Origin of the sequence: Aureibacter tunicatorum (genome assembly GCF_036492635.1) — a bacterium.
GTDB lineage: Bacteria > Bacteroidota > Bacteroidia > Cytophagales > Cyclobacteriaceae > Aureibacter > Aureibacter tunicatorum.
Map to the genome: position 1 here is coordinate 1,912,016 of NZ_AP025305.1, position 21,849 is coordinate 1,933,864.

Genomic DNA, 21,849 nt, shown 5'->3' on the forward strand with positions numbered 1-21,849 from the left:
CGTATAAAAAAATAATAAATGGAAGTAGGTCAACTGGAGTGTGAGATTAATGCAGGAAAGGGCGTGATAGTGTATTTTCAATCGCCTATGTGTGGTGTTTGCAAATTGTTAAGAGAGAAGATCACTGTGGTTTTGGAGAAATACCCAGAAATAAAAATATTAGATATAAATTTGAAAGAAAGCCCAGAGTTAGGAGCATTGTTAGGCGTGTATGTAGCTCCTTTATTCGTGTTATATATTGGAGGCAAAGAGTATTTGAGAAAAAATCAAAATGGCTCTACGGCATTGTTTGAAAATGAGCTTGACAGATTGAAAAGAATGGGAGCGTTTGATGATTGATTTTTATTCTTATTTGTCAATTATAAGCTATGCGTTTTCTATTCATTTAAATCAACTTTATAGAAGTTAATATAGTATTAATAAATATCTTTATTTAGAGGCGATTAATTAAATTTGGCTATTTTTTATTTTGCTTAATTATATCTTGTTAATGATGTGATTTATAGTGTAAAATTTTTTCATGTATTTTTTTGTCTGGATTTGAATAGATACTTCTCAGTATTTAAACAAGGATTCAAATTTTATTTATTTTTTTATTAAAATTAAATTATTTGATATATATTATTAAGTAAGGTTTTTAGTAAAATACAACTATTTAAGAAGTTGTATTATTAATTCTGTGATAAATTACCCTAAAATATAATATAACTATGAAAAGACTCTACCTCTTTTTACTTTGTTTTTTTATGTCCATGGGGCTTTCAGCCCAAGAAATTTGGAACTGTGGAGCTCGTGAAATTACTGAACAAGAAAGATTTGAATTTAATCTGCAGTTGAATGAGATTAATGCCAAACGTCAGAAAGTTGATTTTGAAGAAATGACATATGTGCCGTTAAAACCACATGTAGTCAGAAGAAATGACGGTTCGGGAGGATTGCCTCTGGCAGATATAAATTCTATGGTAGCTTGGTTGAATAAATATTATAGAGGTTCTAATTTGGAATTTTATCTTACAGGAGAACCAAATTATATTGATAGCGATCAATATTATAATTATTCTGCTGGTCAAGAAGGAGCCCTTGCAGCTGGCAATGATGTAACTAATGCAGCTAATGTATATTTTGTTAATTCAATAGATGGAGGGGGTGATTGTTACGGAACAATGGGGTATGCCTATTTTCCACAAGATAATATTCGAACAACTAGAATTGTAATGAGAAATTGCGGTGTCGCGGTTGGAACAACAATGATTCATGAAGTTGGTCACTTTTTAGCTCTTCCTCATACATTTGACCAGACTGGCCACGGAAGTAATGGTCAGCATTATCCAAATAGTCCGTTTGCAGAATTAGTCAATGGATCAAATTGTGCTACCGCTGGAGATAAAATATGCGATACTCCTGCAGATCCAGGGGCTAACTTCTCGGTGCCAAATTGGAATAGAAATACTTGTGCTTATACGGGCAATGCAAGAGATGCTAATGGGCAAGTATATACTCCAGACATCAGAAATATAATGAGTTATTACTCTGGCTGTCAGGATCGGTTTACTGAGCAACAATACCGTAAAATGGAAGACGCTTTGGTGGTTAGAAAAAATCACAGATCTTATGATTTTTCTGACCCGTTTGATGATGTGAATATACCGGAAAATACAGCGTCCGTATCTTTGGATGGAAAAAAAGTAGCCATAAAGTGGGATGATGTCGCCAATAATGAAACGGGATATTTAATTGAAAGATCTGAAGTGTCAGCAACTGAAGGATTTAGAGCGATTGACTGGGGTGGAGTGGGTCCTGATGTTGAGCAGTTTGTTGATAATAGTGTTACTGCTGGAAAAACATACTATTACAGAGTGAAATCATCCAATGGACATGGAGCTAAATATACTGATGTAACAGAGGTTACTGTAGATCCTACATTGTGTTTGCCATATTTTAACAATGGATGTGGAGCTGGAAGTATAAATTCAATTACTGTTGAAAGAAGTGATGGGAGTGGAGAGCCTGTATTAGAAAACTTGGAGTCTGGCTGTGATAGCTATTCAAGAAATCAATGGACAAAGTATAATTATCAAAGCTTTGTGAAGAAAGTTGATCCTGTGTTTTTAGGAATTGGATTAAATTATGATATCACACTTGAAAAGTCTTCAGTTTTAAATTACACATCAATTTGGATTGATCATAATCAAGATGGTGTTTATTCTGATGACGAGAAAGTGTTGGATAATGCTGTTGGAAATACGTCTACGTTTACAGTTGTTAGCCCAAGAGGGCTTGAGGGGCATTCTACAATGCGAGTTATTTCTTCAAGCAGTCAAATAGCGGGACCTTGTGGTAATTATGATAAAGGCGAGGCCGAGGATTATCCTGTTATTATTCTTAATGATGGGTTGCCTTGTGCGATATCGTCTATTAAAGCCGTAGAGGGAAGTCAGACTGCTTGTGAGGAAGAAACCAATCAATATAATCAAAAGGTTATCGTTGAATATGCTGATCAGCCATCAGCTGGAAAGTTGGTAGTTCAAGGACAAGAGTTTGAAATAACTGGGAGTCCTCAGGAAGTGGAACTAATTGGATTGCCTGCTGATGGACAAATGGTAAATGTTGAAGCTTATTTTTCCATTAAGCCTTTGTGTAAAAATGAAGTAGAAGGAGTTTTTAGATCTCCTGAAAGATGCGCGGCTTGTATTATCACAAACATATCAGCGGAAGGGGGAGAGCAAACAGCTTGTGATCCAATCACTAATTTTTATACTCAAGAAGTTATCGTTGAATATACTGATGAGCCAGCTTCTGGTAAATTAGTTGTTAACGGACAGGAGTTTGAAATAACAGGAAGTCCTCAAAAGGTGATGTTGACTGAGTTGGATGCTACAGGAGAAGTTGTGGATGTTTCAGCTTATTTTACAGAAAAAGAAGGATGTTTCTTGGAAGCGGAGGAACTGTTTACCTCTCCTGAGGAGTGTTTGGCATGTCGCATACCGGAAGTTACATTTGTAAGCCAAACGGATTGTGAACCTGAAACGAATACCTTTGACTTGACAGTTGAAGTGGCTCATCTAGCAGCGCCGGAGAGCGGCAAATTGAAAATTGTCAATGATGATATATCTCAAGAATTTGATATTGAACAAAGTCCGCAAACGATTACGATCACAGGCTTGCCTTCTAATGGAAAAGGAGTGGATTTTAGAGCTTATTTTACAAAAAACACTGATTGCTCGAATGAATTCGAAGATGTTACGATAGCTCCAGAAAATTGTGAATATTGCGGAATCGTAGAAGTCAGGGATTCGGATCAAGAAGCTTGTAATCCTGAGACGAATACATATTTACAGACATTGACAGTGGTTCATAAGAAGGCACCTAAGACGGGTAATTTAGTGGTCGAAGTCAGCGGCATTGCAGATCCAATTATTGTTCCGATAAAGCCTTTGGATCAAGATGCTGATGGAGTAGAGGTAGAGCAAGAAGTTCAGTTTGAAGTAAACTCAGATATGGCAGTGCACGATGTTGTAGTTTATTTTGATAATGATACAGAGTGCAGAGGGGAGTTTTTGGAGGCATTTACAGCACTGGAAAATTGCGAGCCTTGTAATATTACAGGCATTGATGTAGATGTGATAGATCAAACAAGTTGTAATCCTGAAAATAACGAATACTCGCAATCAATTACTGTTCATTTTGAGCATTCGCCTAAAGTTGATGGTCAGCTAGTGGTTGTGGCAAGTCAAGATGGAGATGAGATTAAAACTTATGAGGTTGATGTATTGAATAGGAGAAAAGATCCTGTTTCTATTGATTTGGACGGGTTGCCATCTGATTGGGAGTACGTTGATTTAAGAGTTTATTTTTCGGAAGATGAAAGCTGTGTTTATGAAATGGAAGATGCTTTCAGAGCTCCTGAGAATTGTTTGCCATGTGTTATCGAAAGCGTAACTTTTGTGGGCGAAGAAGATGAGTTGATTTGCGACCCGGAAACAAATGAGTATGAAGCTTCATTGTTGTTCTCTTATCAATATCCTCCTACAAGCCAAGGAGTGAAGCAAGGGCAAATTAAAGTTCAAATCAATGACGAGTATGAGAAGTTTTTTGATATTGAGGAAAGCCCGCAATTATTAGTATTGGATAAGCTTAAGTCGAACGGAAAGTTTCAAAATGTAGAGGTATTCTTTACCGCTGATAATCGATGCTCTGAATATAAACCGAAACTATTCAAGGCTCCTGAAAATTGCGAACCGTGTACTATTCTTGACGTAAGAGTTGATCAAGAAAAACAGTCATTATGTAATCCTGCGACTAATACATATTCTCAAGAATTGATTGTGGAATATAAGAAAGCTCCTAAGTCAGGATATTTGGTGGTGAATGAACAACAATTTGCAATTACTTCTAGTCCGCAAAGAGTTAAATTGTTGAATTTGGAGTCTAATGGAGAGCCTGTAAATATTTCTGTTCATTTTGATGAATCGGAAGAGGAATGTTTATGGTATCAAGAAGAGGTGTTCATAGCCCCAGAGAATTGTTTGCCTTGTGTAATATCGAGCGTTGAGGAGTTGGATGATAGTAAAGAGATTGTTTCTAATTACCTATTTAATCAAACAGTACGAATTTCATTTGCACAAGCTAAGGGAGACGTATTAGTGGTGAATAATAAAGAGTATGAAGTTGATTCCAATGCCCCATTTGCTGATATTAAGATTGAAAATTTAGTAAGAGATGGGTTTGATAAGGAAGTGTTTGCTTACTTCAAAGATGAGCCAAGCTGCTCTATTGAAGGTGAAGTTTCAGGAATGGAGCCGAATAGGGAGTGTGAAATTGAGCAAGTTATAGCTAATACTACGTCTTCATGCGATCCAGAGACAGGTTTGTTTAATCAGCAAATTACGGTTTTCTACAAGGATCAGCCTGAGGGAAGTATGCTTGCGATTGACCTCTTGGATGGGTATTTGGAAGAGTTTGAAGTAACAGGAAGCCCGCAAACTATTACATTGGAAGGCGTTAAGGCAAATGGTTTTACAAGAAGTGTGATGGTTGCTTTTACTCAAGCTAACGGAGGTTGCATAGCGAAGTTTGATGATGTGTTTACAGCTCCTAGTGAATGCCTGCCTTGTGAGTTGAATGTTGAGGTAGGAGAAACTAGCGAGTGTTATGAAGGAGGGAAATTCGATCAAGATATATTGATAAGCTTTGAGAATCATGATTTGTCAGGCTATTTTGTTGTAAATGGCAGATCATATGAAGTAGAGTCCAATCCTCAAATGATCACAATGAAAGGACTTTCTGCTGATGGCGAAAGTCATGATCTGTATGTGAGGTTTTCAGATACTGAAGCTTGCAACTTTGAAGAGGAGAGTGCTTATCAAGCTCCTGAACCATGCAAAGAATTGTCTGCTTGTCCAATTTTGAACGTGGTATTGTTAGATCTTGACCAATGCCTTGAAAATGGAATGGAGTATACTCAAGGTGTTAAAGTATATCATGAAGATTTGGCGGAAGATGACAAGATTATAGTAAACGGCATTGCATATGCTGTTGAAGCTAGTCCTCAGCTTATTGAATTGGATTTAGTTCATGATAGTTCTAGCTCTAACGAGGTTGTTATAAGCGTGGAAGGCTATAACACATGCAATATTGAGCCATTGAATACAGATGTTCAAACTTGTGAGGAAGAAAAAGAAACTTGTGAAATTATAAGTGTGGAGAAGCTGGGAATAGGCAATATTGATCCTATAAGCAGTACCATGACAATGAATGTGGGAATTACCTTTGAGGACTGTGAATTGGCTGGAAATGTTTTGTTGGAGGTGATGACTAATATTGAAGGCAAGCAAGTTGAGAGGTTTATTGTTCCAAAGTCTCAGAACAAGACTTATTTTGAATACAGTATTCCTAATGTGCCGTATGGAAATGGAATTGAATTATATACTATTGGAGCTGGGTTTTCTTTGGACTTTAATACTCAAATGAAGACTCTAGATGTATCGTTGAGCGCTTCAGAAAAGAAAGCTTTGGAAGTGGCATCATGTTCTATTAATTCAATATCTCATGACCCTGCCTCAATTCAATGCAATGGATACATTTATAACTTGACTATTTATATCGAGCATGATAATGCTCCTTCTACAGGTTCATTGGTTGTTAATGGAGTGGAGTTCGAGATAAAAGATAGCCCGCAAGAAGTTGTTTTGGAAGGAAATATGTCATCAGATGCTTTATTGACGGTGGAAGCTTATTTCAGTAAAAACTCAGATTGCAGATATTCGGAGACTTTTGAAGTGTCAGAAGCAAGCCGTTGCAAGGATATTACTTCAATTGATGAGGCGAATTCATTAGAATTACAGATTTCGCCAGTGCCGGTGACTGATAATATGAATATTAGATCAGTTTCTGAAGGAGAGAGATTCATTAGAATATTTGACTTAAACGGTAGTGTGGTGTTTGAAGCCATGATGAAAGTTGGTGAAAGTGAAATCAATTTAGATGTGTCCAAGCTGTTGTCTGGAATTTATATTGTGGAGATAATGTCGAAACAAAGTGGTTTTGCTGAAAGAGTTAAAGTAATTAAGAAGTAGAAATTCAGATTTTAATAAATAGAGAGGCTGTCTTATAAGTAGACAGCCTCTTTTTATTTATTTTAAAAATTTGTAACACAAGGTGATTAAGACTCATAGTCTTGAGTTATGCGTTTTAGTTTGTGATATTGAGTTAGAAGCTCGTATAATTTGGCGGGCATGACATTTTTGGAATATTAGTATTTATCAGAATGATATATAAACTTTTAGATGATTACCACTAATGGTTATTAAATGTGAATGAGTCAATTGTTAAAATGCGTTTGTTTTTTCTCTCGATAGAAATAAGCGCATTTTTTATTTATTATGATTAGGATTAAAATATTTTTAATATATATCATGGTATTTAGTTTGGATTTTCATTGAAACTATATGCTTTTTGCATTTAATCTATTAAATTTTTAATTTGTAGTTATATTTTCTTTAAAACATACAAATATGCTACAAAAACTACACAGTGTATGGATATTGATGTTGTTGACTATGGGGAGTTTATGGGCTCAAGTTGGCAACGATATTCCTAAACCATGCAAGGTTCAAGTGGACATTTCGACCACAGAAAATATTTCGAAAAGGACTAAAGCGGACCATGTGCCTTGGTATCCTCAGGATGGAAAATTTATAATCCCGGTTGTATTCCATATTTTTGGCGATGATTTCGCTGGGAAGAAAATGACGGTTGAAATTGTAGAGGAAGCTTTAAGACTTACCAATGAAGACTTTCAAGGATTAAGGGATGATTTCCAGACAATCATGGATGAGTTTCAAGATGATAAACAGGCGATGAATATTGAGTTTAAATTAGCTCAATTAGATCCAAATGGTAATCCTACGACAGGAGTAACTTTTAATCCTGTCAGAGCCGGTTTTGGTAATGGGGGCGGTTATGATAATGAAATCAGAAAATTCGCATGGGATAATCGTAAATACATGAATGTTTATATCATGCTTGATCTTTATGATGATGGTGATTTTTATAATTCTGGAGTTGCTTGGTTACCAGAACAAGGTGAGGCAAGTAATATGATGGAAAATAATACAGCCAGAGTTGTTCACAATGGAAGGTATGTGGGGTCTAATACCAATGAAAATTTCAGATCAGTATTAACACATGAGTTTGGACATTATTTGGGACTACGACATGTTTTTAATCAGGGGTGCAGCGCTAACAATGATGATGATCATGTAGAAGATACTCCAAAGAAATCAGGAAGTTCTAGACAAGAAAAGGGATCGCTTAATTGCTTTGATGAAGTGATGAATGTAGAAAACTTTATGGATTATACTGATTATTATGCGATGTTCACTAAAGGACAGGTTGGCAGAATGACAAGTCAGGAAGCAGGATTAAGAAACCCTCAAAGAATTAGTTTGTGGCAGGAGTCTAACCTAGTGGCTACGGGTGTTTCTGAAAGGAGTCCGATAGGCAAATACTTGAGATATTCATTGACAGATCTAACAGAAGGTTTGTCCAATGATGGTTCAATTGGAGATTCACTAGTGATTTTTGCAAAAGGAGGGTTAGAGTTTGCTAAGTCAGCTGGAGAAACGTGGGTTTCTGGAACGGATTTTACAATAGCGAATTTGCCAGAAGGTTTGACGGCTAAAATCGTTACTAGAAATACTACTGAAGCTGTCTTGACAATTGAAGGCAATGCTCAGAGTCATGGAGCTGGCGATTTGGTAAGTAATGTAAGTTTGTCCGTGTTAGGAACTGGATTGAGCGGAGGTATTGATGGAGTAAGCGACGCGTCAAAAAGTGATATTAGACTAATTTTCAATGACCCTAATGAGGATTATTGCCATCCTTTATATATAGATGCTAATTATTCAAGTATCACATCAGTGACAATTGACGGTAATGAATATACATCAGAAAATGATAACTATTCGAATTACATCGGCAAGTATATTCATAGAAAAAATAAAGGAGATGAGTTTACAGTAAGTATTAGAGCTACTAGAGGACGTTCAAGTACGACAGGGATCAGAGCCATGAGGCTTTGGGTTGATTGGAATCAAAATAAGTTTTTTGATGAAGATGAATCTTTGGAAGATCATCAGTTCAAATTTGAAGATGCGGATGAAAATGGGCATTACGTAAGAAATATTACGATTACGGTTCCGGATGACGCTAAAGAAGGATTGACAGGTATAAGAACTATGGTACATTATGTTGGAGGAGGAATTGAAAACTCGTGTAGCATGTATAGTTCTGGAGAAGTAGAGGATTATGGTTTGTATATTATTCCTGAGAATGCTCCTTTGAAAGCTGATTTTGTATATGGAAGAGAGGGGGAGTTGTTAGCTTACCCGGCAAGTTTTAATGATATAAGTACAAGTCCAAAAGATAACCCTATTGTAAAATGGGAATGGTCTTTTCCTGGAGGGACTCCGGATGTATTTGAAGGTCAAAATCCTCCGGATATCATTTATGAAGAAGTAGGTACCTATAGCGCGTCACTTAAAATTACAGACAGTGAAGGTAATACTGATCAAATCACAAAGACCGATATCATTACGACAACATTTGAGTATTGCACACCTACATTTTCATATGGAGGTTATACGCATATCACAAACTTGAAGTTTGCAGGCATTGATAACACAACAGCTCAAGGTTACAGCTATGAGGATAATTACAATACAATAGCAGGAACCGTCCAAACGGGAGAAAGATACCCTCTAACCGTAACGATTAATAAAGGAAATTCCGGTGAGTTAGATAAAAATAGGTTGCAAGTTTGGATAGACTGGAATTATAACAGCATGTTTGAGGACAGCGAGCTTGTGTTGAGTGATCCGTATTCTAATTTGGATATTGATGGCGATGGTAACTATACAGCCACAAAAATGATAACTGTTCCAATAGGTGCTGATATAGGCAAAAGGGTTGCGATGAGAGCGACTGTTCACTATGTGCAAGGAAGTGATGGTGATGATGCCTGTGGTAATCTTGATAGCGGTAATACGGAAGATTATGGTATTATTATAGAAAAAGGTTCTAAAACTATAAATGCTACGTTTATAGCTGATGATAATAATCCTGTGCCGACACAGCAAGTTCAGTTTACAGCCTTGACTGAGACTACTCAAGGTGTTAAAGGAGATTCATGGGAATGGACTTTTGAGGGTGGCGAACCTGCTTCATTTATAGGTGAAGTTCCTCCGGTTGTGGTTTATGATCAAGAAGGATCTTATGATGTGACACTTAAAGTAACTTCTTCAACGGGTGAAGTTATTACGATTACTGAATCGGATTTTATAGTAGTTGAATACAAACTTTGCGAGGTGACGACCGAATGGTGGGGATATCCTTATATTAAGAGTGTTGAGTTAGGAGCAATAAACAATTCAACGAGCAACGATAATAGATCAGTTGATTATATTGACGAGTTGGCGACAACAGCTAAAGCAGGAGAAACATTGTCATTGAAAGTTGTTACAAATACTGGTAATTTACCTGCGAAAACTTCTGATGGAGATGATTTTGTTGTCCAAGTTAGAGTTTGGGCCGACTGGAATTATAATGGAATTTTGGAAGACAGTGAGAAGATTGGAGAAAAAGAGTATTTGTCTTTAGGTACTTTTACTGATGATGAGTATAATTTGGATTTTGTTGTTCCTGACCATGCTGTTGAAGGTCGTAGAGTGGCTTTGAGAATATTAGTGAATAATCAAGCTGGAGATGATGGAGAAACTGGCTGTGGACACGTTGAGTCCGGTGAATCTGAAGATTATGGTTTGGATATTGTTGATCAGTCTGTTAATGTGATTCCTAATTTTATAGCGGATTATACAGATGTTGTTCAAGGAAATAGCGCCATGTTTTCAAATAAAACCAAGTTCTATAATGGTGTGACGCCAGTTGAATGGGAATGGACGTTTACTGGAGCTAGCCCTTCAACTTACAGTGGTGAGAACCCTCCTAAAGTAGTTTACGAAACTTTGGGAAGTTATGACGTGACTTTGAAAGTAACCGCATCTGATGGACAAGAATATGTATTTACAGAAGAGCAATATGTTACTGTAAGTGAGTATTCTATTTGCAAGCCATTGATTGGAGGAAGCACTGCTTATAGCCATATTAAAAATGTTAGCATAGGCACTATTAATTATTCAAATGGTAATACGGGCACTTATAATGATTTGATTGATACTCATAATATCGACTTGAAAACAGGGGAGACAGCAAGCTTGACAATTACAGCAAATACTGGTAGCTCTGGAAATGGGGATAAAATAAGAATGGTTGCATGGGCAGACTGGAATTATAATGGTGTGTTTGAAGACAGTGAACTCCTAGGTTTGAATGAATTTAACTCTGCAGCTCAAAATGATGATGTTTCATATACTGTTGATGTCACTGTTCCTTTGGATGCTAAAGTAGGTAAACGAGTGCCTTTGAGGACGACTGTTCAGTATGTAAATAATAATAATCCTGCTAGCCCATGCCCAAGCATTGATAGCGGCGAAACAGAAGACTTTGGAGTGAATATTTTACAAGGTGATCAGGTCGTTTTGGATATAGATGATTTGACTAAAGTATCTGTGTATCCAAATCCGACAACAGGTATTGTTAGGTTTTTAGGAGCTCTAAATGCTGATGCAATAGTTTATAATTCTTTGGGCGAACAATTATTGAAAGTTGTAAATGCAAGCCAGATTGATTTGTCGAATTTGCCATCAGGCGTTTACATTGTAAACTTGAATATTAATGGTATTAGCAAAAATACAAGAGTAATTTTGGCAAAATAAATCAAGCTCTATAAGATATATTTATTGAAAGCCTCACTAGAAGTGGGGCTTTTTATTTTTTAAATATGATTATTCGGATTAATAATTGAATTTAATTATTTTTATATTTTTTTATTAATTTATTGATACAATGTGTTGAACAATGCCAGACTTCTATAGGTTTTTCTACTAGTAAAAATTAAGCAGTTTAATAAACTAATAGAAAAGATGAAAAAACTGAAACTATTTATGGCCTTGGCTTGCGGCGTTTTGATTTTCGCTCTGGGAGCTTGTAGTGACGATGATGATGATAACGGGACATACAAAGTTGAGAGTATGGTTGTCGACGATAAGGAGCAAGATGAGAAAACGACTATTAACTTCACGTATTATGACAATGGTAATATGAAAACGGCTTCTGAGTTGATGGCTGTTCCGCTGAATAATGATGAAGATACCCCTTCATACAATAGTATTGAGTTTGAGTATTCAGATATGAATAAGGTTGCGTATGCAACTTTAAGAGATTTGGATAACAATGTTGTAGGCTTTATTCAGTATGAATATGATGATGTTGGAGATTTGGAATTTATGATTTTGAGGAATGTTGTAGATGATCCAGATAATGGTGTGGAGCCTGGCGATGAGCAAGGTAGGTTCATTTATAGGTATCAGGCCACTAATGATACTGAGACAATAAATGTAGAGTATAGAGAAGGAGCTCCAGGATCTCAAAACTTGGTTGAGGCATGGTTGATAAATTATTCATTGACAAACAAAGAGTCTCCAACTTCTATGGTCAATATGTTATATTCTGATAGTTCTACACCAGATCATACGTACACTATAGAGAATATAGTTTATGGCTCTGGTTATAATTCATTCTATAAGCAACCTTATAGTTATGAATTTTTAGATATGTTCTATAAGTATGTGATTGAATCCGCAGATGTAACAGAAACAGGCACAGGTATGGAGCCTTCGAAGTATTCCTTGAGATACGACTATACTTTCAAAGGCAGAACACCATTAACTATAATGAAGAATAAAGTGGTTGGTGATAATAAGACATTATTAGTTTCTTATGTTTTCTCATTAGGAAATTAATAAATAATATTTCATTGAGGTTGTTCATTAATTGGATAGCCTCATTTTTAATTTTATCTTAATAATAGCAAAGTGTGTTGGCTGAGAATTTGTTGTTGAATGAATAGCATCAATATATGCTATTAACTTTTTTAATATCAACAATCATGAGACACACCACATTTCATCTGGGAGGAGACAAAGGGATTGTTACTCCTGAAAATCTTGATGAGGCTTTGCAGCAAGCAATAGAAATCGAGATAGCTACCATACCGACATATCTTTATACTTATTATTCAATAATTAGAGAACCTGATCAGAATCAGATCATCAATTATGTGAAAGGTAAACTATCAAACGTTGGTCTGCCGGAGCAGGAATTGGATGCGATAGTTTTAGACATATCCGCAAAAATTATGGTATATGCAAATAAAGCAGGTGCATTGATAATGAGTGTAGTTATTGAGGAAATGCTTCATATGGCTTTATCCTCAAACGTTAAGCAAAGTGTTTGCTCTTTGCCGGATCTTGTTGATAAAAGTCCCGAAGTATGGCCAGCATTCCTGCCTGGGCATGATCCGGATTTTCCTATCAATTTAGCTAAGTTTACTCAGGATCAATTAGTAACATTTTTAAAAATCGAAAGTCCTTTCAAATTGCGCAAGGGAAGCGACCTTCTATCCAATGCGATAGAGTATACTACGATCGGAGAATTTTATGGGCAGATAAAAAAATGTCTTGAGGAATTTGAATTTAAATATCAAGTTGAAAAGCCTCAGTTGGTGCCGGGAAAAGGTTACTATGCGCATGAAAATATTGACACTGTATATTATAATAAGAATCACAAAACCCAATTTACGAACCAAGATGGAGCTAATGAAGCTGATTTGGTTCATGTGATTAATAGACAATCGGCATTGGAAGCGCTTGATATAATTGTTGAACAAGGTGAAGGAAATGAAGGTGATTTCGAAATAAACAAACAAGTATTAAATGGATTATTAACTAAAATATACGACTTGATTAATAATCATAAGGAGTCGGAAGGCATTAAGTCGACAGATGTTTCCGACGGATCTCAATTGGCAGGTTATATGATACAAGCCATTAAGAACCTTGCGGAGCGAAATGAGGGAGATTTGCAAGGGAAGTTGAGTGTGATTAAAAATTTGCAGAAAGCTGTTCATGCGGTGAACGAGCCTTTTGAATCTCATTTTGGCAAGTTTTTGGAACTGTACTATCTTTCGGATGAAATTCAACGTTTTCAAAATTCTTTTAAAGCGAAATTTAATATTCCTGAATTTGATTTAGAGTCTTTTTATGTGCTGAATTTTCCTGATAATCCAAAAACAAGCGATTACCCTGCTGTTATACAGAAACTATCCAATCTACTCAATGCGATTTATTCTTACATATTTATAATGACTCAGGAGTGTTATAAAAAAGATGGCAATACACAGTATGAGATTTTTATGTTTGGGATTCATAAGTCAATGATATTTATTTTGAATTCATTATGTGGGGAGATTTCTTCTTTGCAGTTCACTGATAAAGAAGGCAAGATTAGAACTGTCGCCCCAACTTTTGAAAACTACCCTTTTAGTGCGGCATCAAGTCCTAAATCTCAAATTATTTCTTTGTACAACGAGGCTGTAGCGAGTTTTAACAATATTTCCTACATAGAGGAAAGAATCCATGACCTGCCTAATATTTCATTAGAGCCTTATCAAGAAACAGCTACTAAAGGTTCTTTATTTTCATAAAATTTCATTTGATATGGTATTAGATAATAAACATTTGTTGCAAGATGGTTGTGGTGGAGGAACTGGAGGGAACCCTAATGGTTGTGGAGGTGGTGGAAGTTGCGGTACCTGCAATAATAAAAAGTCGGATAAGCCGGTTAAGGAGTTACATGCATGCATGGGTTTAAATGCCTGCAAAGGGCATGATAGGTTTGGTTCTAATGATTGCGCTGGCAAAGGATATTGCGCTACTCAAACGCATGTATGCCATACGTTGAATAATTGCAGAGGGCAAGGGGGATGTGGTCTTTATGGAGATAGCGAGGAACAGTGCAAGCCTGGAGCAAATGATTGTGCTTGGCAAGGAAGCTGTGCCACGCCGATACAAGCGGAGAGGTTTGGAACTATGGGGCCAGCCAAAGGCAAAAGCGTTTGGCTGATTGCAAGACAGTTATTTGAGGAGAGAATGAGAAAGTCAAAAAGAAATTTTGGCGAAGCTCCATTTGAAAGCGGTCCCCCACAGAAATGGCTTCAGTCAGTCAGCAGCACTGGCGAATATGATTCGTGCGGCAATAGTGGCGATAAATATTGTTCATTTGGATATAATGACCCTAATGCTAACGCTCAAGAAATGATATCGGAAAGCGAGAAAGATTTGAGCGAAACAATGAAAAAGTGTTCATGCAAATGCCACGATAAAAAGTAAGTCAGATAGGTCAAGCTAAGATATAAGCTTGACCATTTTTATATGAAACCAATTTAATTTTTCAATATAAATACGCATTTGAAATGCTTTGTTTAAGTGTGGGTGATGCGAAAAAAATTTCATTTTTTATGTCGAATTATTTCAGTGATGTAGCATGTTTGCCGGATCTTGGTTTAGGCTTGGGATTAAGGAGCCAACACTTTAATCATATTATAGAGCATGAACCAGATGTGGATTGGTTTGAAATTATTTCTGAAAACTTTATGGATTCAGGAGGAAGACCAAAATATATGCTGGAAAGAATTGCGGAACAATACCCTATAGTGATGCATGGTGTTTCGATGTCGATAGGAAGCAGCAATCCTTTGGATTTTAGCTATTTGAAGAAGTTGAAAAAATTAGCAAATGAGATAAAGCCTGCTTGGGTCAGTGATCATTTATGTTGGACAGGAGTACTGGGTATGAATACTCATGATTTGTTGCCTGTGCCTTTTACTGAAGAGTCTTTGAAACATATAAGCGATAGGTTGAATCTGGTTCAAGAATATTTGGAAAGGCCTTTGATTATAGAGAACCCGAGCTCATATTTAACATTTGCTCATTCGACTCTTCAAGAGTGGGAATTTTTAGTAGAATTGGTGAAAAATACGGGATGCGGATTGTTGCTTGATGTTAACAATGTTTATGTTTCGGCATTTAATCATGGTTTTGATTCGAAACGGTATATTGATTATATCCCAGCGGAATCCGTTGTTCAAATGCATATCGCAGGACATCAGCATTGTGGCAATCATATCATTGATACTCATGATCGTGAAGTAGATCAAAATGTTTGGGATTTGTTTAGTTACGCTTGGAAGAAGATGGGTGATAAGTCATTATTGCTGGAATGGGATGGAAATATACCTCCTTTTGAAGAGTATCATGCTGAGTTGAAAAAGGCGGAGCAATATATGTCGACTTTTAATAATAATGGAGAAGAATTACTAGTAAGTCTGGATAAAACGGTTGATTCTTCATATAACTCTATAGATTTCATGTCAAATAAGGTTTCGAAAGAAGTATTATTCGAAGCGGATAAAAAGGAAAAATCATGGAATTAGAAGATTTGCAAAAATGGATGCAGGAGTCAATTCTCCAACCCAGCTCAGTGAATATTAGTGATGCAGGTCAAACGATAAATTCTACTGAGAACTTTCAGGTGCTTGAAAGACTCAATGTATATCAAAGAAGCTATTTGGGAAGGCTGAAAGAATGCATGAAAAGCCAGTTTAGCGCTCTTTCGTTTGCCTTAGGTGAAAGTTTGTTTGATATGTTTTCGGAAGAGTATCTAAAAAGCTATCCCTCGGGGAGTTATACATTGAATAATCTTGGAGATAGTTTTGTTCAGTATTTGGAAAACTCCAGACCAGATAAAGATAAAAAAGAAAAGGAAGACTGGCCTGATTTCATTATTGAATTGGCTAGATTCGAATGGGCTTTGAACCGAATCTTTGATATGGTGTCAGCAGATAGTATAGATGTTTATACTAATGAAGGCATGCATGAGTTCAAGCTAAATGATGTATTGATTACTTTTCAATCCAAGTTTCCAATATGTCAATACTATAAACAGTATTGTCAGGGGACAAACCCGGATTTGCCTTTTGAAAAGAAAGAATTCAGTCTTTTGGTTCGTAAAGATTACAAACTAGGCTTATTTATAATCGATGAGTTGCAATATCACTTTTTGAATAATTTGATCACATTTGGCAACGTCGAAACATGCATAGAAAACGTGTCTTCAATCATGGATGCAACACCTGAATTATTAAGAGATTCTTGGAATAAATGGAAGAATATTTGGCTTGAACAAGGGTTGCTTCAAGAACTTAATTTAGTTGAATGATTTTGATTTAAGTCCCATTTTAATAAGAGCTTCATTTTAGATCTAAAAAGGTGTTAAAAATATAATTTATAACCTTTATAAATAATGTCGTCTTTGAAATAGCCCTCATTTTACAAATTATAAAAATGAGGGCTATTTTTATTATTCGGATTAGATGGTTTGAAAAAATGCCAATTCAATTTTGCAATTAATCATAGAAATACTAATTGTGAAATGATATGATTAAGTTGACAGAGTTGAGAGTGATATGTTTTTTCTATTTTTTTACTATTAAGATTAATTAGTGTGATTTTTTTAATTATTTAATTGTAAAAGTTCAATAAATTATTAATCTATTTATTTAATGTTTTAGAGTTTTACTCAGATTGATTATCAAAATGATATTTTGATGTCGTAAGTCTTTGCCAAATAAAAATTGCTTATTGATGCTATTTTAACTAATTTATAGTACCTAATTATCTCTAAAAGGGAATCCCTTGTGATGCTTGCTTATGAGCCCGTGATACCAAATGCAAGGGAAATTCTGAATTTGTAATTTTTAAACTCTTCTAATATTGATGATTGATGATAGCAAATCCCTGTATAGGGCGGAATTTGAACATGATGCCTGCGGTATAGGTTTTATAGCGCATTTGAAAGGCAAGCCATCGCATGAGAATATTTCAGACGCGATTACTATGCTTGAAAATATGGAGCATCGTGGAGGTAGTGGAATTGATCCAGCGTCAGGGGATGGAGCTGGTATTCAGTTTTTAATACCGCATGAGTTTTTCGTTACAGAAGCACACACTATCGGATTGAACTTGCCAGAAGCAAATCAGTACGGAGTTGGTATGCTTTTTACGCCAAAGTGCGCTGAAAGCGAGATCATGGAAAATATAATGAAATCTTGTATCGAAGAGCTTGATTTTAAGTTGTTGGGGACAAGACCTGTGCCGGTTAATTCTGACGTATTGGGTGAAACTCCAAAATTGAACGAACCGAATATTTCTCAAATTTTCGTTGAGCATAAAGACGCGAAAATTAATGAGGATGCTGAATTATTGGCTCGCAAGCTATATGTATTGAGAAAGCATATTGGTTCGCAAGTTCATAAAGCATTTCCTAAGTATAAGGACGATTACTATTTCGCCAGCTTTTCGAATAGATTGATTACTTATAAAGGTCAATTAACCACATTTCAAGTCAAAGCATATTTTCTGGACTTGCAAAACCCATCTTTGAAATCAGCTGTGGCTTCTGTCCATTCAAGGTTTTCTACGAATACCTTTCCAAAATGGAAACTGGCGCAACCCTTCAGATTCATAGCTCATAATGGAGAGATTAATACGATCAAAGGAAATATTAATTGGATGAGGTCTAGTGAGACTTTGTTTGAGTCAACGTTATTTTCTAAGAAAGAAATAAATATTCTTAACCCTGTTTGTGATATAGAAGGCTCCGATTCAGCCAGTTTGGATAATATGATCGAGCTTTTGATGATGGGGGGAAGATCTTTGCCGCATGTGATGATGATGCTAATTCCAGAAGCTTGGCAAGAGCATGAGAGTATGGAGGCAAAGAGAAAAGCATTTTATCAGTTTCATTCTTCAATCATTGAGCCATGGGACGGGCCTGCTTCAGTATGTTTTACAGATGGCAATATCATCGGGGCTACTTTGGATAGAAATGGCTTGAGACCATCTAGATATTGTGTTACTGATGATAATAGGGTGATTATGTCCTCGGAAGCAGGAGCTCTGCCTGTGAAGCAAGAGGATGTGGTGGCAAAAGGCAGATTGCAGCCTGGAAAAATGTTCGTGGTCGATATGGCCAAAGGACGAATTGTCAGTGATGAGGAGATAAAGGATGAAATTTGCTCAAGAAAACCTTATCAAGAATGGTTAGCTGCTAATGAAATTCCAATTGAGCATTTGCCAAAAGCGATAAAGCCTGCTTATGGATTTGATGAAAACACTTTAGGACAAAGACAAATTTCCTTTGGGTATTCATCCGAGGACTTAAGAGTCGTGTTAAAGCAGATGGTGGAAACGGGCAAAGAACCTTTAGGCTCTATGGGCGCGGACACTCCTTTGGCTGTGCTCTCCAAGAAAAGCCAGCATTTGTCAAATTACTTCAAGCAGTTGTTTGCTCAGGTGAGTAATCCTCCTATCGACCCAATTAGAGAGCGTATTGTTATGTCTTTGCATACAAGTTTGGGCCCTACTTTCAATATCCTTTCTGAAACGCCATTGCATTGCAAGCAGATTTCATTGAAGCAACCGGTTTTGACCAATGTGCAATTGGATAAAATAAAGCAAGTCAAGCACACAAACTTCAGAGCGAAAGTAATTGACATGTGCTTTGACGCCGATGGTGAGTCGGGGAGCTTAGAGCAAGCATTGGATAAACTATGCTTGGAAGCCGATAAAGCTATTGTGGATGAAGGACATAATATCATCTTATTATCTGATCGACAAACAAATTCCAATAGAGCAGCGATCCCATCTTTATTGGCAGTCTCTACTTTGCACCATCATTTGGTAACTCAAGGTACTCGTGTCAGAGCCAGTATAGTGGTTGAGTCAGGAGATGTGAGAGAAACACATCATTTTGCGACCTTGATTGGTTATGGCGCTAATGCTGTTAACCCGTATATGGCTTTTGAAACGATTCATGAGATGAATCAAAAAGGCTTGTTGGAAGGTGATATTTCTGATAAAAAAGCGTTCAAAAATTATATTCAAGCGGTTGGAGCCGGGCTTTTGAAGATATTTTCCAAAATGGGAATTTCTACATTGCAGTCTTATCATGGCGCTCAGATTTTTGAAATCTTGGGCTTAAGCGAAGAGGTTGTAAACAAGAGTTTCACAGGATCTATTTCCAGAATTGGAGGTTTGAATTATGATGATATTGCCAAAGAAGTATTAGTTAGGCATAACTTGGCTTATCATCAGCAAGCTAAAGATTTGAAACTGGAAGTTGGAGGATTGTACCAGTGGAAGAGAAGAGGCGAGGCTCATTTGATGAGTCCAACGACGATTCAACTGCTTCAGCGTAGCACGAGGGAAAATAATTTTGAGCTTTATAAGAGTTATGCTAATGAAATCAATAAGCAAAATGATCAGAATATCACACTGAGAAGTTTGTTGGATTTCAATAAAAGAACGCCAATTGCAAAAGAGGAAGTAGAGTCTGCGGAAGAAATTATGAAAAGATTTTCGACAGGCGCGATGTCTTTCGGATCAATTTCTTATGAAGCTCATAGTACATTGGCAATTGCCATGAATCGTATTGGAGGAAAGAGCAATTCAGGAGAAGGCGGAGAGGATGAAAAAAGGTTCTTCCCAAATGCTAATGGAGATTCTGAAAAGTCTGCAATCAAGCAAATCGCTTCAGGACGATTTGGCGTTACCAGCAATTATTTGACGAATGCTGAAGAACTTCAGATAAAAATGGCTCAAGGCGCGAAGCCGGGAGAAGGAGGACAATTGCCGGGACATAAGGTTGATGATTGGATTGGCAGAGTTCGACATTCTACTCCGGGTGTAGGCTTGATTTCACCGCCTCCGCATCATGATATTTATTCGATTGAGGATTTGGCTCAATTGATCTATGATCTGAAGAATGCGAATAGAAAAGCTAGAATCAATGTTAAGTTAGTTTCTAAAGCAGGCGTGGGAACAATTGCTGCAGGAGTTGCTAAAGCTAAAGCTGATGCTATTCTGGTTTCTGGTTTTGATGGTGGCACAGGTGCTTCTCCATTAAGTTCTATTCAGCACACTGGCTTGCCTTGGGAGTTAGGTCTTGCCGAAGCTCATCAGACGCTAGTGATGAATAAACTAAGAAGTCGTGTAGTGTTGCAGACGGATGGTCAAATTAGGACAGGAAGAGACCTTGCCATTGCTGCATTGTTAGGAGCGGAAGAGTGGGGAGTTGCGACTGCCGCATTGATAGTCGAAGGGTGTATTATGATGAGGAAATGTCATCTGAATACTTGCCCGGTAGGTATCGCGACACAAGATAAAAAGCTGCGAAAACTTTTTACAGGAAAGCCTGAGGATGTGGTTAATTTCTTTACTTTCATGGCTGAAGAGCTAAGGGAGTTGATGGCGGAACTTGGCTATAGAACTGTTAATGAAATGGTAGGCCAAGCTCATGTATTGAAAGTTAAGGATAATCTTGATCATTGGAAATTACAACGTTTGGATTTGTCGCCTGTATTGTATTTTGACTCTAAGAACGAGGGTACATTGCACAATAGCGAGAGCCAACACCATGGAATAGATAATGTATTGGATAGAAGAATTATTGCTGATGCAATGAATTCACTCGACACAGGCAAGCAGGTTGATTTAGAGTATGAAATCGTAAATACTGACAGATCTGTTGGAGCTATGGTTTCCAATGAAATATCGAAAAGGTATGGAGCTGAAGGTTTGCCTGAGAATACCATAAATGTTAAGCTTAATGGTGCCGCTGGTCAAAGCTTGGGAGCATTTAGCACTAAAGGGCTTGTGTTTCATATAGATGGCGAGGCTAATGATTATTTTGGCAAAGGCCTTTCTGGAGCAAAATTGATTATTAATCCGTCGAAAGAAGCATCATTTAGAGCTAGAGAAAATATTATCGTTGGTAATGTGGCGTTGTACGGAGCGACTTCCGGAGAGGTATTTATCCGAGGCAAAGCAGGAGAGCGTTTTGCGGTAAGGAATTCTGGTGCTACAGCAGTTGTTGAAGGTGTTGGTGATCATTGTTGCGAATATATGACAGGAGGTAGAGTTGTCATATTAGGTGACACAGGCAGAAACTTTGCTGCAGGAATGAGTGGAGGTATCGCTTATGTATATGACAAGTCTATGGCATTTAAAGCAAAGTGCAATATGGAGTCTGTAGGACTTGAAACACTGGATGACGATGATTTGAATTTTGTTAAGTCGATGATAGAAAAGCATGCTGATTTGACAGGCAGTGGTTCGGCAAGACGTATTATCAATCAGTGGGAGATGGCTTCGGTTCATTTTGTGAAAGTAATGCCGACAGATTACAAAGCTGTATTGCAGAAGCAAAAGTCCGAAAGTCAAGATGATAAGAAGCTTGACGAGGAAGTGGAGTTCACTATTTAATCAAAGAAGG

Annotated in this window: 9 protein-coding genes; all 9 read left to right on the top strand. The window is 36.9% G+C overall.

Annotated elements, in window-relative coordinates; genetic code table 11:
- Nucleotides 1-18 precede the first annotated feature (18 nt).
- Nucleotides 19-339, top strand: coding sequence for a thioredoxin family protein (locus tag AABK36_RS08275; protein WP_309939393.1), 321 nt, complete (start codon nucleotides 19-21; stop codon nucleotides 337-339).
- 371 nt (nucleotides 340-710) lie between these two features.
- On the top strand, nucleotides 711-6,575 hold the full coding sequence (locus tag AABK36_RS08280) for a zinc-dependent metalloprotease (protein WP_309939395.1): 5,865 nt from the start codon (nucleotides 711-713) through the stop codon (nucleotides 6,573-6,575).
- A 438-nt stretch (nucleotides 6,576-7,013) separates the two neighbouring features.
- A complete protein-coding gene (locus tag AABK36_RS08285; protein WP_309939396.1) occupies nucleotides 7,014-11,333 on the top strand; it encodes a GEVED domain-containing protein in 4,320 nt (1,439 codons plus the stop codon).
- A gap of 207 nt (nucleotides 11,334-11,540) precedes the next feature.
- Nucleotides 11,541-12,419: a hypothetical protein gene (locus AABK36_RS08290; RefSeq protein WP_309939397.1), complete on the top strand. Its 879-nt coding sequence runs from the start codon at nucleotides 11,541-11,543 to the stop codon at nucleotides 12,417-12,419.
- Between the two features lie 146 nt (nucleotides 12,420-12,565).
- Nucleotides 12,566-14,161, top strand: coding sequence for a ferritin-like domain-containing protein (locus tag AABK36_RS08295; protein WP_309939399.1), 1,596 nt, complete (start codon nucleotides 12,566-12,568; stop codon nucleotides 14,159-14,161).
- 13 nt (nucleotides 14,162-14,174) lie between these two features.
- Nucleotides 14,175-14,846, top strand: coding sequence for a hypothetical protein (locus tag AABK36_RS08300; protein WP_309939401.1), 672 nt, complete (start codon nucleotides 14,175-14,177; stop codon nucleotides 14,844-14,846).
- 128 nt (nucleotides 14,847-14,974) lie between these two features.
- Nucleotides 14,975-15,949 carry an MNIO family bufferin maturase gene (gene bufB / locus AABK36_RS08305; protein ID WP_309939404.1) on the top strand — a complete coding sequence of 325 codons (975 nt, stop codon included), beginning with the start codon at nucleotides 14,975-14,977 and terminating at the stop codon, nucleotides 15,947-15,949.
- On the top strand, nucleotides 15,940-16,734 hold the full coding sequence (locus tag AABK36_RS08310) for a DNA-binding domain-containing protein (RefSeq protein WP_309939405.1): 795 nt from the start codon (nucleotides 15,940-15,942) through the stop codon (nucleotides 16,732-16,734). Before bufB ends, AABK36_RS08310 begins: the two co-directional genes overlap by 10 nt.
- A gap of 557 nt (nucleotides 16,735-17,291) precedes the next feature.
- Nucleotides 17,292-21,839: a glutamate synthase large subunit gene (gltB, locus tag AABK36_RS08315; protein WP_309939407.1), complete on the top strand. Its 4,548-nt coding sequence runs from the start codon at nucleotides 17,292-17,294 to the stop codon at nucleotides 21,837-21,839.
- Nucleotides 21,840-21,849: the final 10 nt, after the last annotated feature.

Excerpts from the sequence above, each read along its gene's own strand:
- AABK36_RS08280 (WP_309939395.1), top strand. The coding sequence starts at position 711 with ATGAAAAGACTCTACCTCTTTTTACTTTGTTTTTTTATGTCCATGGGG.
- gltB (WP_309939407.1), top strand. The coding sequence starts at position 17,292 with ATGATTGATGATAGCAAATCCCTGTATAGGGCGGAATTTGAACATGAT.
- bufB (WP_309939404.1), top strand. The coding sequence starts at position 14,975 with ATGTCGAATTATTTCAGTGATGTAGCATGTTTGCCGGATCTTGGTTTA.
- AABK36_RS08285 (WP_309939396.1), top strand. The coding sequence starts at position 7,014 with ATGCTACAAAAACTACACAGTGTATGGATATTGATGTTGTTGACTATG.
- AABK36_RS08310 (WP_309939405.1), top strand. The coding sequence starts at position 15,940 with ATGGAATTAGAAGATTTGCAAAAATGGATGCAGGAGTCAATTCTCCAA.
- AABK36_RS08275 (WP_309939393.1), top strand. The coding sequence starts at position 19 with ATGGAAGTAGGTCAACTGGAGTGTGAGATTAATGCAGGAAAGGGCGTG.
- AABK36_RS08290 (WP_309939397.1), top strand. The coding sequence starts at position 11,541 with ATGAAAAAACTGAAACTATTTATGGCCTTGGCTTGCGGCGTTTTGATT.
- AABK36_RS08295 (WP_309939399.1), top strand. The coding sequence starts at position 12,566 with ATGAGACACACCACATTTCATCTGGGAGGAGACAAAGGGATTGTTACT.
- AABK36_RS08300 (WP_309939401.1), top strand. The coding sequence starts at position 14,175 with ATGGTATTAGATAATAAACATTTGTTGCAAGATGGTTGTGGTGGAGGA.